Source organism: Variovorax sp. 20P10.2.4, from assembly GCF_058244205.1.
The window spans coordinates 1-14,289 of record NZ_JBZAYE010000143.1; the positions used below are offsets into that span (position 1 = coordinate 1).

The following is a 14,289-nucleotide window of genomic DNA, read 5'->3' on the forward strand; positions in this document are numbered from 1 at the left end:
CGGCCAGTGCCTGCGGCGCGGGCGGCGGCGCGTCGCCCTCGTGCGCCAGGTTCACCCACAGCATGCCCGCCGCGTCGACCGCGCCGAACACCCTGGCGCAGACGTTGCGCGGCGCGGGCATCGCCGGATGGGCGGGAATGCCGACGCACTGCCCGTTGCCCGCGGCGTACTGCCAGCCGTGGTAGGCGCAGGAGAGGCGGTTCTCGACCACCTGGCCGAGCGTGAAGCGCACGCTGCGGTGCGGGCAGCGGTTCTCCCAGGCCTGGGCCGCGCCGTCGGCCGAGCGCCAGAGCGCGAGCTCCTGGCCCTCGGCGAAGCCGGCGACGATGTTGGCGCCGGGGCGCAGCCCGGCCGAAGGGGCGACGGGGTGCCAGGGGGCGGCGATGGGATGCGTCATGGGGTTCTCCATGGCCTTCAACGCGAGCCGCCCACCACGCCCTCGGCGAACCAGTCCATCCGGCCGAGGTCCGCGTCGGCGACGCGGGCGCCCGCCGCCACGCGGACCGCGCCCTTCTGGTCCTTGATGGGGCCGGCGAACACCTGCAGCTTGCCGCTGGCGATGTCGCGCTCCTTCGCCTGCACGAGTTCGGCGACGTCCTTCGGCACGCGCGGGCCCATTGACGCCATCTTCACCACGCCGTCGCCGATGCCGCCGAGGTAGAGGCCGGGCTTCCAGCTGCCGGCCATCACATCGCGCGCCACCCGGGTGTAGAAGCCGCCCCAGTGGTGGGTGACGCCGGTGAGGTAGTTCCTGGGCGCGTGGCTGCGCATGTCGGAGTGGAACGAGATGGCGCCCACGCCGCGCGCCTCGGCGGCGGTGGTGACGGCGGGCGTGTCGGTGAAATGCGTGAGCACGTCGGCGCCCTGGTTCATCAGCGCGACCGCGGCGTCGCGCTCCTTCGGCGGGTCGAACCACGAATTGACGAACACCACGTGCACCATCGCCTTTGGATTGACGCTGCGCGCGCCGAGCGCGAAGGCGTTGAGGTACCACATCACGTCGGGCACCGGGTGGGCGCCGACGAGGCCGATGATGTTGGAGCGCGTGGTCCGGCCCGCCACGATGCCCGCGAGGTAGCCGCCCTCGTGCCAGCGCGCGTTGTAGCCGCCGAAGTTCTTCGCGGTCTGGTAGCCGCTTGCGATCAGGTACTGGACGCCGGGGTTGTCGTTGGCGACCGTGAGCATCGGCTTCATGTAGCCGAAGGAGGCGCCGAAGATCAGCTGGCAGCCGTCGGCCGACAGCTCGCGCGCCACGCGCTCGGAGTCCGGGCCTTCGTTGGTGTCGGGCACGGTGCGCACGCTGACCTGGGCGCCGAGGTTCTTCTCGAGTTCGCGCCGGCCGAGGTCGTGCTGGTAGGTCCAGCCCGTGTCGCCGACCGGGCCCAGGAAGACGAAGCCGATCTTGAGCGGGCCGGCGGCCCAGGCGCTGCGCAACGGCAGCAGGGAGGCGGCAACGCCGGCGGAAAGCAGGGTGCGTCGGGCAGGGCTGTGCATCGGAGGTTCTCCTGTCGTGGGGAGTGGGGCTCGGGCCTCCAGGGCTCGAAGGCTCGAGGGGTGGCGGGGCATGGCATAGCATTCGCTACGCCCGCGCAGACCGTACCGTTTCCCGCCCTCCGATGAAAGCCACATGCCGAGACGCAACTTTTCATTTCTGAAACGGCCGACCCTCGCCGACAGGGAGCGCGCGTGACTGGCATCGACCTGGCGCTGGTGCAGGCCTTCGTGCTCGTCGTGCAAAGCGGCAGTCTCACGCGGGCCGAGAGCCTGTCGGGCGTTTCGAAGGCCACGCTGAGCCGGCAGCTCACGCGGCTGGAGGAACTGCTGGGCGCGCAGCTGCTGATGCGCAGCTCGCGCCGCATCACCGCGACCGAGGCGGGCCGCGCCTTCTTCGTGCGCTGCGAGGACCTGCTCGGCGAGGTCACGGGCCGGCTCGAGACGGCGCGCACCGAGATCCAGGAGATCACCACCGGCGTGTCGGGCAGCCTCTCGCTGCTGTCGGACACCCAGTTCGGCACCTCCTTCGTCTGCCACGTGGTGAAGCTGTTCCTGGAGTCGCATCCCAACGTGCGCTGCCAGCTCGACGTGGCGAGCCGGCCGAACGCGCCGGCCATCGGCGACGTGGACTGCTACGTGTGCTCGGAGCCGCCCGACGCGCCGAACCTCGTGGCCAAGCTGCTGGGTCAGCTCAACCACGGCCTCTATGCGAGCCCGCAGTACCTCGAGCGCCAGGGCACGCCGCGCTCGCCCGACGACCTGGCGGCGCACCGCGCGATCGTGATGAAGGAGGCCGCGGGGCCGTCGCAGGTGCTGCTGGTGTCGGGCGCGTCGGGCCGCCATGCCTACCGGCCCGAACCCGCCTTCGAGACCAACGACCACTGGGTGATGAAGACCTTCTGCATCGACGGCCTGGGCATCGCGCTGCTGCCGGCCTTCTTCGTGCGGCCCGAGCTGGCGCAGGGCGTGCTGGTGCCGGTGCTGCCGCAGTGGCAGCCGCAGCCGCGGCGCATCTACTGCGCCTACCAGCGGCAGCGCTACATGGGGCAGAAGCTGCGCGCCTTCGTCGACCTGATGGCGCGCTGCGTGGTCGACATCGACTCGTACAACTACTACGTCGGCTCGTCCGCGGCCCGTCGGGGCAGGGCAGGTGCCAGACCATAATGGCGGCCCGTCCGACGCGTGCTGCCAGCCCGATCCATCATGAAGAAAATCCTCGTCCTCAACGGCCCCAACCTCAACCTCCTGGGCACGCGCGAGCCCGAACAGTACGGCCGCGACACGCTGGCCGACGTGGAGCGCCTGTGCCATGACACGGGCGCGAAGCTCGGCGTAGCGATCGAGTGCCGCCAGACCAACCACGAAGGCGTGCTGGTCGACTGGATCCAGGAAGCGGGCCGCGAGGTGGCGGCCGGCACCATGCTCGGCGTGGTGATGAACCCGGGGGCCTACACCCACACCTCGATCGCGCTGCACGACGCCATCAAGGGCGCGAGCGTGCCGCTGATCGAGCTGCACATCTCGAACGTGCATGCGCGCGAGGAATTCCGCCACCGCTCGTACATCTCGCCGGCGGCGCGCGGGATCATCGTGGGGCTGGGCGTGAAGGGCTACACGCTGGCGATCGCCGCCCTCGTGCCCTGAACCTCGGCTAGTACAGCGCCCGCGGCGCCGAGGCCTTCCAGCTGCGGCTGATGCGGCCCTGCGCATCGACGCTCTCGAGGTGCACGTCGAAGCCCCACAGCCGCGCCACGTGCTTGAGCACCTCCTCGGCATCGTCGTGCAGCGGCAGGCTGTTGCGCTGGGTGTGGCGCAGCGTCAGCGAGCGGTCGCCGCGCATGTTGACGTTCCAGACCTGGATGTCGGGCTCGCGGCTGCCGAGGTCGTACTGGCGCGACAGCGATTCGCGCAGCGCCTGGTAGCCGCTGTCGTCGTGGATCGCCGAGACCTCGAGCTCGGATTCGCTCTGGTGGTCGCGGATCGCGAACAGGCGGAAGTCGCGCATGGTCTTCGGGCTCAGGAACTGGCCCACGAAGCTCTCGTCCTTGAAGTTGCGCATCGCGTAGTCGAGCGTGGCCACCCAGTCGCTGCCCGCGAAGTCGGGGAACCAGCGCCGGTCCTCGTCGGTGGGCTTCTCGCAGATGCGGCGCAGCTCGGTGTACATCGCGAAGCCGAGCGCGTAGGGGTTGATGCCGCTGTAGGCGCGGTGGCCCACCGGCGGCTGGAAGATCACGCCGGTGTGCGAGCTCAGCCACTCCATCATGAAGCCGTCGTCGAGCTGGCCGCGGTCGTACATGGTGTTGAGCAGCGTGTAGTGCCAGAAGGTGGCCCAGCCCTCGTTCATGACCTGGGTCTGGCGCTGCGGATAGAAGTACTGCGCGATCTTGCGCACGATGCGCACCACCTCGCGCTGCCAGGGCTCGAGCAGGGCGGCGTTCTTCTCGATGAAATAGAGCAGGTTCTCCTGCGGCTCGAGCGGAAAGCGCGGCGCCGATTCCGAGCCGGCGTTCTGCTCGCTGCGCCGCGGCAGGGTGCGCCAGAGGTCGTTGACCTGCTGCTGCATGTGGCGCTCGCGCTCGGCGCGCTGGGCGCTCTCCTGCGCCAGCGAGCGCTTCTGCGGCCGGCGGTAGCGGTCCACGCCGTAGTTCATCAGCGCGTGGCAGGAGTCGAGCAGCTTCTCGACCTCGTCCACGCCATGGCGCTCCTCGCATTCGGCGATGTAGTGCCGCGCATAGACCAGGTAGTCGATGATCGAGGACGCATCGGTCCACATGCGGAACAGGTAGTTGCCCTTGAAGAAGCTGTTGTGGCCGTAGGCCGCATGCGCGATCACCAGGGCCTGCATGGCCATGGTGTTCTCCTCCATCAGGTAGGCGATGCAGGGATCGGAATTGATCACGATCTCGTAGGCCAGCCCCATGTGGCCGCGGCGGTAGTTCTTCTCGGTGGCGATGAACTGCTTGCCGTACGACCAGTGCCTGTAGATCATCGGCATGCCCACGCTGGCGTAGGCATCCATCATCTGCTCGGCCGTGATGATCTCGAGCTGGTTCGGGTAGACGTCGAGGCCGTAGCCGCGCGCGGTGCGCGCGATCTCGGTGTGGTAGCGCTCGATCAGGTCGAAGGTCCAGTCCGAGGGGCTGGGCAAGCGCTCGAGCTTGCCTTGCGGGATGGTGGCGGCGGTCGGCAGCGGCGGTGCCGAAGGAGGGCGATCGGCGGTGCTCATGCGCTGGCTCCTTCCTTCTTGAACAGGTCGCGGAACACGGGGTAGATGTCGCTGGCCTCGGACACCTTGCGCATCGCGAAGTTGGGCTCGATGCCCTCGAGCTGCGCGTATTCCTGCCACAGGTTCTGCTCGGTCTCGGCCACCTGCACGTAGGCGTAGTAGCGCACCTTCGGCAGGATGTTCTCCTCGAGCAGCTGGCGGCAGCGCCCGCTGTCCTGGTGCCAGTTGTCGCCGTCGCTGGCCTGCGCGCCGTAGATGTTCCATTCGCCGCTGGGGTAGCGCGCGCGCACGATCTCGTCCATCAGCACCAGCGCGCTCGACACCACGGTGCCGCCGGTCTCGGTGGCGTGGAAGAACTCGTCCTCGCTGACTTCCTGCGCCTGCGTGTGATGGCGCAGGAACACCAGGTCGATGGTCTCGTAGTGCCGCGTGAGGAACATGTACAGCAGCATGAAGAAGCGCTTGGCCATGTCCTTGCGCGCCTCGTCCATCGAGCCCGAGACGTCCATCAGGCAGAACATCACGGCCTTGGCGCTGGGCACCGGGGTCTTCACGCGGTTGCGGTAGCGCAGGTCGATCGGATCGATGTAGGGCACGTGGCGCGCGGTGCGGCGCAGCTCCTCGATGCGCGCCTCGGTCTCGGCGATCTCGTTCTGGATGAAGGGCTGCGTGGCCTGCGGATGCGCCCTCAGGTGCAGCAGGTGCGCCTCGAGCCGGCGCAGTTCCTTGCGCGGTTCGCCGCCGAGCGCGATGCGCCGGGCCAGCGCGCCGCGCATCGAGCGCACCACGTGCAGGTTGTTGGGCGTGCCGTCGCTGGTGAAGCCCGCGCGGTGGCTCTTCCATTCGGGCACGTCGGCGATCTGCGTGCGGATCAGGTGCGGCAGCGCGAGATCGTCGAAGAACACGCGCATGAACTCCTCGCGCGTGAGGTGGAACACGAAGTCGTCGTTGCCCTCGCCGCTGTCGCTGGCCTCGCCGCTGCCCGAGCCGCCGCCCTGGCCGCCCTCGGGGCGCTTGATGCGGTCGCCGCGCACGTACTCCTGGTTGCCCGGGTGCACGTACTCGCGGTCGCCGCCGCGCGCATGGCCGAACACCGGCTCCGACACATCGTGGCGCGGCAGCGTCACATCCTCGCCCTGTTCCAGTTCGCGGATGTTGCGGCCGCTCACGGCCCGCCGCACCGCCTCCTGGATCTGGCCGCGGTAGCGCCGGAGAAAGCGCTCGCGGTTGCCGATGGACTTGTTCTTGCCCGAGAGCCGGCGGTCGATGATCTGCTGCAGGATGGCCACGATGGTTTCAAAGCTCCTTGCAAAACGATGGGCGTTGGCGTGCTCCGTTGGCGGTGCGCGCTACGAGCTCTTGCGCACGCGCAGGTACCACTCGCACAGCAGGCGCACCTGCTTGGCGGTGTAGCCCTTCTCGACCATGCGCGTGACGAAGTCCTCGTGCTTCTTCTGCTCGTCGGCGCTGCTCTTGGTGTTGAAGCTGATCACCGGCAGCAGCTCCTCGGTGTTGGAGAACATCTTCTTCTCGATCACCGCGCGCAGCTTCTCGTAGCTGGTCCATGCCGGGTTGCGGCCGTTGTTGCCGGCCCGCGCGCGCAGCACGAAGTTGACGATCTCGTTGCGGAAATCCTTCGGATTGCCGATGCCGGCCGGCCGCTCGATCTTCTCGAGCTCGCCGTTGAGCGAGGCGCGGTCGAAGACCTCGCCGGTGTCCACGTCGCGGAACTCCTGGTCCTGGATCCAGTAGTCGGCGTAGGTCACGTAGCGGTCGAAGATGTTCTGGCCGTACTCGCTGTAGCTCTCGAGGTAGGCGGTCTGGATCTCCTTGCCGATGAACTCGGCATAGCGCGGCGCCAGCAGCTCCTTGATGTAGCTGATGTACTTCTGCTCGACCTCCTGCGGGAACTGCTCGCGCTCGATCTGCTGCTCGAGCACGTACATCAGGTGCACCGGGTTGGCGGCGACCTCGGAGCTGTCGAAGTTGAAGACCTTGGAGATGATCTTGAAGGCGAAGCGCGTGGAGACGCCGCTCATGCCCTCGTCGACGCCCGCGTAGTCGCGGTACTCCTGGATCGACTTGGCCTTGGGATCGGTGTCCTTGAGGTTGTCGCCGTCGTAGACCTGCGACTTGCTGAAGATGCTCGAGTTCTCGGGTTCCTTGAGCCGCGTGAGCACCGACAGCTGCGCCATCATGCGCAGGGTTCCGGGTGCGCAGGGCGCCTGGGCCAGCGAGGAGTTGCGCACCAGCTTCTCGTAGATCTTGATCTCCTCGGACACCCGCAGGCAGTAGGGCACCTTGACGATGTAGATCCGGTCGAGGAAAGCCTCGTTGTTCTTGTTGTTGCGGAAGGCCTTCCACTCGCTCTCGTTGCTGTGGGCCAGCACGATGCCGTCGAAGGGGATCGCGCCGAAACCCTCGGTGCCCTTGAAGTTGCTTTCCTGCGTGGCGGTCAAAAGCGGGTGCAGCACCTTGATCGGCGCCTTGAACATTTCCACGAACTCCAGGAGGCCCTGGTTCGCGAGGCACAGGCCGCCCGAGTAGGCGTAGGCGTCCGGGTCGTCCTGGGCATAGGTCTCGAGCTTGCGGATGTCGACCTTGCCGACCAGCGAGGAGATGTCCTGGTTGTTCTCGTCGCCCGGTTCGGTTTTGGCCACCGCGATCTGGCGCAGCACCGACGGGTAGCGCTTCACCACCTTGAACTGGCGGATGTCGCCGCCGTACTCCTCGAGCCGCTTGACGGCCCAGGGCGACAGGATGCGCTGCAGGTAGCGGCGCGGGATGTTGAATTCCTTCTCGAGGATCTCGCCGTCCTCGGCCGCGTCGAACAGGCCGAGCGGCGATTCGTTCACGGGCGAGCCGTGGATCGCGTAGAAGGGCACGTGCTCCATGAGCTGCTTGAGGCGCTCGGCGATCGAGCTCTTGCCGCCGCCGACCGGGCCCAGCAGGTAGAGGATCTGCTTCTTTTCCTCCAGGCCCTGCGCGGCGTGGCGGAAATAGGACACCACCTGCTCGATGGCCTCCTCCATCCCGTAGAACTCCTTGAACGCCGGGTAGATCTTGATGACCTTGTTGGCGAAGATGCGCGAAAGGCGGGAGTCGTTGCGGGTGTCGACCAGTTCGGGGTCGCCGATGGCCTTGAGCATGCGCTCGGAAGCCGTGGCATAGGCCATCGGATCCCGTTTGCAGAGTTCCAGGTAGTCCTGCAGTGAAAGGACCTCTTCGCGAGTGCGCTCGTAACGCGCTGCAAAGTTGCTGATCACATCCATGGTCACGCCTCCGTCAAGTCAGCGGGCCTTTAAAGCCCGAAATCCTGCAGTCCGAAAGCGTCGCATCTTTTGAAAAAGGTGTGGCCGCCCAGGGCTGCATGCCTTGGAAAACTCCCTTAAACACAATCTGCACAATCAGCATAAAGCAAAGAGTGCACCCAGGAAATAGTTGTTAATTCAGAACCACAGTCACGAGTAAAGTTCAACAAAAAATTCGTGCACGAGTTTGCGAATTCCAGCTAAATTCCCAGGTTCCGCAAACGGGTTCGGGTAAACCAGTTTGCCAGTGAAAATACCTATGGCAATCGACATGTGCGTCCTTTGCGTGTTTTAACGGCAAGCACCTCCTATTGAGCCCACTGACTCAAAAAAACAACGCTGTCCTTCAATAACGCGGCAGCTCCCGTTTGGGTTTATTGCACATTCAAAAAATATCTAAAAGCAATCTACGCGCCATCTTTTGATGAGCGGCGCGCGCGCCGCGGCGTGGGAAAGCGCGCCAGTTGCGAGTCGGAGGGAAGCGGGAGAAGGCGCCGTTGTGGTGCGTGGCACCGAAGGCGTTCGAGGAGCACCGTTTGCGTGCGCGGACGCAAACCAAAGGGTTACGAGGCTCAGGCCAGCGGCAGGACGCGGCGCGCCACGGTGTAGCCCAGCGAAATCTCCTCGCCGGGCGCGTGCTCGCAGAAGTCGGGGTCGTGCCAGGCGCTCGCGAGCGGCAGCCAGCCCGAGAGAAAACCGGCGCCGCCGCAGATGGCGCAGCCGCCATCGCCGCCGCGCGTGAGGCCGCGTTGCGCGGTCAGCTCGTACTTGTAGGGGTCGGCCGCGATCTGCAGGCCCCAGGCGTTGGGCACACGATGGAATTCCCAGTCGCTGGCGAAGCCCGCCGCCGGTTTCTCGAGCTGGCCCGCGGCCCGCACCCATTGGCGGCGCCATTCGGCTTCCTCGGGGCTGATGTCGGTGGGGTAGCGGTCCATCGGTGCCTCGTCGCCCCAGCGGAAGAAGCCGCGCGCGCCGGCCGCGCACAGGTGCTCCCATTCGTCGGGGCTCGGCAGGCGCATGCCCTGCGCGGCGAAGCCGTCGGCGACCAGCGCATGGCTCAGGGCGTCCTCGTCGGCCTGCCAGGCGCTGACGCGGCCGTCGGGCGCGACCTCGACCCGGGTCACGATGTCCGCATGTTCGGTCACGCCGCGCGGATGCTCGGCGAGCAGCGCCCGCACCTTCTCACTCGCGGGATCGATGGGCTGCCAGCCGACCTCGGCATGAAGGGTCTCGGCCAGCAGCGGCGGCAGCGCCACCTCGCGCACGCGGCTGCTGCGCGCGGCCACGTAGTCGGCCAGGCTTTCCTCGAGGCCGTATTCCTCCGCCATGCCCTGCCAGCTTTCGTGCATCGCGGGCGTGGGCCGCCAGCCGCCGACGTCGAAGCCCAGCGTGGCCGGGCCGCCCGGAATCAAGGAAAAGAGGGCGCCGTCGGCGGTGTACTGCGCCACCTCGTGCGCGACACCGCCGAGCGCGAAGCGCCGGAGACCGTCGAAGGCGAAGCCCGCGGGCAACTGCGCCGCCAGGTCTCGCGCGGCGGCTTCACGCTGCGCCGCGGTGGCGCGGCGCCAGGCCGCGAGTTCGTCGAACAGGGGCATGGGCGGAATGCCGTGGGTCGGAACGCGCGCCGCGCGTCCTCAGCTGAAGAATTCCTTGGCCTTGTCGAACCAGCCCTTGTCGGTGGGGCTGTGCTTCTCGCCGCCCTTCTTGAGCGACTCGTCGAGCTCCTTCAGCAGCTTGCGCTGGTGCTCGGTGAGCTTGACCGGCGTCTCGACGCGCACGTGGCAGTAGAGGTCGCCCGGGTAGCTCGAGCGCACGCCCTTGATGCCCTTGCCGCGCAGGCGGAACTGCTTGCCGCTCTGCGTGCCGTCGGGAATGTCGATGGCCGCGTTGCCCTTGAGCGTGGGCACGTTGATCTCGCCGCCGAGCGCCGCGGTGGTGACGCTGACCGGCACCACGCAGTGCAGGTCGTCGCCGTCGCGCTCGAACAGCTCGTGCTTCTTGAGCCGGATCTCGATGTAGAGGTCGCCGGGCGGGCCGCCGTTGGTGCCGGGTTCGCCGTTGCCGGTGCTGCGGATGCGCATGCCGTCGTCGATGCCGGCCGGAATCTTCACTTCCAGCGTCTTGTTGTTCTTGATCTTGCCCTGGCCGTGGCAGGTCGCGCATGGCTCGGGAATGATCTTGCCGCTGCCGTGGCAGGTCGGACAGGTCTGCTGCACGCTGAAGAAGCCCTGGCGCATCTGCACCGCGCCCGCGCCGTGGCAGGTGGTGCAGGTGATCGGCTTGGTGCCCGGCTTGGCGCCGGTGCCCTTGCAGGTGCCGCAGTCGTCCCAGCTCGGGATGCGGATCTGGGCTTCCTTGCCCTCGGCCGCTTCCTCGAGCGTGATCTCCATCGCGTAGCTCAGGTCGCTGCCGCGGAACACCTGGCGGCCGCCGCCGGCGCGGCCGCGGCCACCGCCGCCGAACACGTCGCCGAAGATGTCGCCAAAGGCTTCCGCGAAGCCGCCGAAGCCTTCCGCGCCCGGGCCGCCGCGCATGTTGGGATCGACGCCGGCGTGGCCGTACTGGTCGTAGGCCGCGCGTTTCTGGCCGTCCGACAGCATTTCATAGGCTTCCTTCACCTCCTTGAACTTGGCCTCGGCGTCCTTGCTGGTGTCGCCGTGGTTGCGGTCCGGGTGGTGCTTCATCGCGAGCTTGCGATAAGCCTTCTTGATTTCGTCGTCGCTCGCGTTCTTGGGAACGCCGAGGGTTTCGTAGTAGTCGCGTTTGGTGGCCATGGCAGGTTCGATCGGGCGGCGGGGCGGTCTTCAGGTCTCTTCGGGAACGGGGATCGATCGAAGCGAGAAAGGCTGGAGCACCCTTTCAGGTGTTCCAGCCCCGTTCGACCGAGCGGACGATCAGTCCTTCTTCTTGACTTCCTTGACCTCGGCGTCGACCACGTTGTCGTCGGCCGGGGCGCTGCTCGCAGCTTCCGCGCCAGCCGAGGCACCCGGGCCGCCGGCGGCACCGGCCGCGGCCTGCGCGTCGGCGTACATCTTCTCGCCGAGCTTCTGGCTCGCGGTCATCAGCGTGTTGGTCTTCTCTTCGATCGCGGCCTTGTCCTCGCCCTTGACCACGTCCTCGAGTTCCTTGATCGCGGTCTCGATCTTTTCCTTCTCGCCGGCATCCAGGCTGTCGCCGTGCTCGCCCAGCGACTTGCGCACGCTGTGGACCATGGCCTCGCCCTGGTTGCGGGCCTGCACCAGCTCGACCTTCTTCTTGTCCTCGGCCGCGTTGAGCTCGGCGTCCTTCACCATGTTCTGGATCTCGTCCTCCGACAGGCCCGAGTTCGCCTTGATGGTGATCTTGTTTTCCTTGCCGGTGCCCTTGTCCTTGGCGCCGACGTGCAGGATGCCGTTGGCGTCGATGTCGAAGCTCACCTCGATCTGCGGCGTGCCGCGCGAGGCCGGCGGGATGCCCTCGAGGTTGAACTCGCCGAGCAGCTTGTTGCCCGCGGCCACTTCGCGTTCGCCCTGGAACACCTTGATCGTCACGGCCGGCTGGTTGTCCTCGGCGGTCGAGAAGGTCTGCGCGAACTTGGTCGGGATCGTGGTGTTCTTCGTGATCATCTTGGTCATCACGCCACCCATGGTCTCGATGCCCAGCGACAGCGGGGTCACGTCGAGCAGCAGCACGTCCTTGCGGTCGCCCGAGAGCACCTGGCCCTGGATGGCGGCGCCGACGGCCACGGCCTCGTCGGGGTTCACGTCCTTGCGCGGGTCCTTGCCGAAGAAGGCCTTGACCTTGTCCTGCACCTTGGGCATGCGGGTCATGCCGCCGACCAGGATCACGTCGTTGATGTCGCTCACGCTGATGCCGGCATCCTTGATGGCCAGGCGGCAGGGCGCGATGGTGCGCTCGATCAGCTCGTCGACCAGGCTCTCGAGCTTGGCGCGCGTGAGCTTGATGTTCAGGTGCTTCGGACCGGTGGCATCGGCCGTGATGTAGGGCAGGTTGACGTCGGTCTGGGCGCTGTTCGACAGCTCGATCTTGGCCTTCTCGGCCGCTTCCTTCAGGCGCTGCAGCGCGAGCACGTCCTTGCTGAGGTCGACGCCCTGTTCCTTTTTGAACTCGCCGATGATGTAGTCGATGATGCGCTGGTCGAAGTCCTCGCCGCCGAGGAAGGTGTCGCCGTTGGTCGACAGCACTTCGAACTGCTTCTCGCCGTCCACGTCGGCGATCTCGATGATCGAGACGTCGAAGGTGCCGCCGCCGAGGTCGTACACGGCGATCTTGCGGTCGCCCTTGTCCTGCTTGTCGAGGCCGAAGGCCAGCGCCGCGGCGGTGGGTTCGTTGATGATGCGCTTGACGTCGAGGCCCGCGATGCGGCCGGCGTCCTTGGTGGCCTGGCGCTGGGCGTCGTTGAAGTAGGCCGGCACCGTGATCACGGCTTCGGTCACGGCTTCGCCGAGGTAGTCTTCGGCGGTCTTCTTCATCTTGCGCAGGATGTCGGCGCTGACCTGCTGCGGGGCCATCTTCTTGCCGCGCACTTCCACCCATGCGTCGCCGTTGTCGGCCTTGGCGATGGTGTAGGGCATCAGGTCGATGTCCTTCTGCACTTCCTTTTCCTCGAACTTGCGGCCGATCAGGCGCTTGATCGCGTACAGCGTGTTCTTGGGGTTGGTGACGGCCTGGCGCTTGGCCGAGGCACCGACCAGCACTTCACCGTCTTCCTGGTACGCGACGATCGAAGGCGTGGTGCGCGCGCCTTCCGAGTTCTCGATCACGCGCGTGGTGTTGCCTTCCATGATCGACACGCACGAGTTGGTGGTGCCGAGGTCGATGCCGATGATCTTTGCCATGTTCTGTACTCCTGAAACCTGAAAAATATGTTGTTATGAACTTGTGGATAACCCGGGTCTATTCAAGGGAAGAGACGGGGTTTTCCTGTGGAATTCGTGTGGACGGGGAGAAGGGCGCAGCGGCTTACTTCGGGGCGCTGACGGTGACCAGCGCGGGGCGCAGCACGCGCTCGGCGATGGTGTAGCCCTTCTGCAGCACGCCCACCACGGTGTTCGGTTCCTGGTCGGCGGGCACCACCGAGATCGCCTGGTGCTGGTGCGGATCGAACTTGCTGCCGGGAGCCGGCGCGATCTCGATCACCTTGTTGCGCTCGAGCGCGCTCTTGAGCTGGCGCAGCGTGGCTTCGGCGCCTTCGCGGATCTGCTCGGGGGTGGCGTCCTTGATGGCGAGACCGGCCTCGAGGCTGTCGGTCACCGGCAGCAGGCTCTCGGCGAAGGCTTCGACCGCGAACTTGCGGGCCTTGGAAATCTCGTCGTCGGCGCGGCGGCGGGCGTTCTGCACGTCGGCCTGCGCGCGCAGGTACTGGTCGGCCAGTTCGGCGTTCTTGGCCTGCAGGGCGGCGAGCTCGCCCTGGGCCGCGGCCAGCGCGTCCGCCTCGTTGGCGGCTTGCGCGGCCTCCAGCTCTTCAGGGCTGGGTTCGCCGTGCAGGGTTTGCGAATTCGGGGCGGATTGTTGCGGATCGGACATCTTTTGAAGCGGATTGATCGATGGGCTGGAAACAAACGATTGCGGGCCAGTTGGGGCCCTCCGGAGGCTTTTCAAGCGAAAAAATGCGGCCGAAAAGGCCGCATGGGCATGAAAGATGGCCCCCGAGCTCCCTCACTCCGTGAGGTCGCTGCCCCCCAGGGGGCGTTTTCCATCTTGGGGCGGCCCGGCGATGAAAAAGGCCCTTCGCAGGGCCTTCGAGCCGAGGGCCCGCGCTCGATCAGTGGGTGTCGAGCAGCTCGACGTCGAACTTCAGGGTGGCGTTCGGCGGGATCACGCCGCCGGCGCCGCGGGCACCGTAGCCCAGCGAGGCCGGGATGATCAGCGTGCGCTGGCCGCCGATCTTCATGCCGGCCACGCCTTCGTCCCAGCCCTTGATGACCTGGCCGGCGCCGAGCGAGAACGCGAACGGGTCGTTGCGGTCGCGGCTCGAGTCGAACTTGGCGCCCTGCACGCCGTCGTTGTAGAGCCAGCCGGTGTAGTGCACGTGCACGTGGTGGCCGGGCTTGGCTTCCGCGCCGTCGCCGACGACGGTGTCTTCGTATTGCAGGCCGGAGGGAGTGGTGGGCATGGTGAACGCTCCTTGCGTCGGTATGTTCGCGAGATGAAAGAAGGGCATCGATCCGTGGATCGAAGGCGCGGAGTTTACCGAGGCCGGCGGACGGCGTTTGCCGGACGGGGCGCCGCCGGGTTCAGTCCGAGGTCGGCGGCGGG

At 66.8% G+C, this 14,289-nt stretch carries 12 protein-coding genes; 2 read left to right on the plus strand and 10 right to left on the minus strand.

Annotation, left to right across the window (positions count from 1 at the left end; translation table 11 throughout):
- Both AC27VN_RS15855 and AC27VN_RS15860 read right to left on the minus strand, forming a co-directional pair.
- The coding region (locus tag AC27VN_RS15855) for a Rieske 2Fe-2S domain-containing protein (RefSeq protein ID WP_490877142.1) at positions 1–397 on the minus strand (397 nt) is incomplete at its 3' end.
- Between the two features lie 17 nt (positions 398–414).
- Positions 415–1,494: a BMP family ABC transporter substrate-binding protein gene (locus AC27VN_RS15860; protein WP_490877143.1), complete on the minus strand. Its 1,080-nt coding sequence runs from the start codon at positions 1,492–1,494 to the stop codon at positions 415–417.
- Between the two features lie 192 nt (positions 1,495–1,686).
- Between AC27VN_RS15860 and AC27VN_RS15865 the strand changes: the two genes are divergently transcribed.
- Together AC27VN_RS15865 and aroQ are read left to right on the plus strand one after the other, a co-directional pair.
- A complete protein-coding gene (locus AC27VN_RS15865; RefSeq protein ID WP_093343150.1) occupies positions 1,687–2,658 on the plus strand; it encodes a LysR family transcriptional regulator in 972 nt (323 codons plus the stop codon).
- Between the two features lie 39 nt (positions 2,659–2,697).
- Positions 2,698–3,138, plus strand: coding sequence for a type II 3-dehydroquinate dehydratase (aroQ, locus tag AC27VN_RS15870; RefSeq protein ID WP_490877144.1), 441 nt, complete (start codon positions 2,698–2,700; stop codon positions 3,136–3,138).
- A 7-nt stretch (positions 3,139–3,145) separates the two neighbouring features.
- Here aroQ and AC27VN_RS15875 read toward each other — a convergent pair whose 3' ends face one another.
- From AC27VN_RS15875 to AC27VN_RS15910, 8 genes are all read right to left on the minus strand, one after another.
- Entirely contained in the window at positions 3,146–4,720 is a 1,575-nt protein-coding gene (locus AC27VN_RS15875) for a SpoVR family protein (RefSeq protein WP_256222525.1), read from the minus strand.
- A complete protein-coding gene (locus tag AC27VN_RS15880; RefSeq protein WP_093343149.1) occupies positions 4,717–6,009 on the minus strand; it encodes a YeaH/YhbH family protein in 1,293 nt (430 codons plus the stop codon). Before AC27VN_RS15880 ends, AC27VN_RS15875 begins: the two co-directional genes overlap by 4 nt.
- 60 nt (positions 6,010–6,069) lie before the next feature.
- Positions 6,070–7,992 carry a PrkA family serine protein kinase gene (locus AC27VN_RS15885; protein ID WP_093343147.1) on the minus strand — a complete coding sequence of 641 codons (1,923 nt, stop codon included), beginning with the start codon at positions 7,990–7,992 and terminating at the stop codon, positions 6,070–6,072.
- A 611-nt stretch (positions 7,993–8,603) separates the two neighbouring features.
- Positions 8,604–9,626 (minus strand): hypothetical protein, encoded by a 1,023-nt coding sequence (locus AC27VN_RS15890; protein WP_490877145.1) that lies wholly within the window; start codon positions 9,624–9,626, stop codon positions 8,604–8,606.
- A gap of 39 nt (positions 9,627–9,665) precedes the next feature.
- Positions 9,666–10,805 carry a molecular chaperone DnaJ gene (dnaJ, locus tag AC27VN_RS15895; RefSeq protein ID WP_057594515.1) on the minus strand — a complete coding sequence of 380 codons (1,140 nt, stop codon included), beginning with the start codon at positions 10,803–10,805 and terminating at the stop codon, positions 9,666–9,668.
- A 120-nt stretch (positions 10,806–10,925) separates the two neighbouring features.
- Entirely contained in the window at positions 10,926–12,869 is a 1,944-nt protein-coding gene (gene dnaK, locus AC27VN_RS15900) for a molecular chaperone DnaK (protein WP_057594514.1), read from the minus strand.
- Positions 12,870–12,993: 124 nt separating this feature from the next.
- Positions 12,994–13,557 (minus strand): nucleotide exchange factor GrpE, encoded by a 564-nt coding sequence (gene grpE / locus AC27VN_RS15905; protein ID WP_093343144.1) that lies wholly within the window; start codon positions 13,555–13,557, stop codon positions 12,994–12,996.
- A 238-nt stretch (positions 13,558–13,795) separates the two neighbouring features.
- Entirely contained in the window at positions 13,796–14,146 is a 351-nt protein-coding gene (locus tag AC27VN_RS15910; RefSeq protein ID WP_057594512.1) for an FKBP-type peptidyl-prolyl cis-trans isomerase, read from the minus strand.
- Positions 14,147–14,289: the final 143 nt, after the last annotated feature.

Coding starts and splice junctions, on each gene's coding strand:
- dnaK (WP_057594514.1), bottom strand. CDS start 12,869: ATGGCAAAGATCATCGGCATCGACCTCGGCACCACCAACTCGTGCGTG.
- AC27VN_RS15885 (WP_093343147.1), bottom strand. CDS start 7,992: ATGGATGTGATCAGCAACTTTGCAGCGCGTTACGAGCGCACTCGCGAA.
- AC27VN_RS15910 (WP_057594512.1), bottom strand. CDS start 14,146: ATGCCCACCACTCCCTCCGGCCTGCAATACGAAGACACCGTCGTCGGC.
- aroQ (WP_490877144.1), top strand. CDS start 2,698: ATGAAGAAAATCCTCGTCCTCAACGGCCCCAACCTCAACCTCCTGGGC.
- AC27VN_RS15860 (WP_490877143.1), bottom strand. CDS start 1,494: ATGCACAGCCCTGCCCGACGCACCCTGCTTTCCGCCGGCGTTGCCGCC.
- AC27VN_RS15890 (WP_490877145.1), bottom strand. CDS start 9,626: ATGCCCCTGTTCGACGAACTCGCGGCCTGGCGCCGCGCCACCGCGGCG.
- dnaJ (WP_057594515.1), bottom strand. CDS start 10,805: ATGGCCACCAAACGCGACTACTACGAAACCCTCGGCGTTCCCAAGAAC.
- grpE (WP_093343144.1), bottom strand. CDS start 13,557: ATGTCCGATCCGCAACAATCCGCCCCGAATTCGCAAACCCTGCACGGC.
- AC27VN_RS15875 (WP_256222525.1), bottom strand. CDS start 4,720: ATGAGCACCGCCGATCGCCCTCCTTCGGCACCGCCGCTGCCGACCGCC.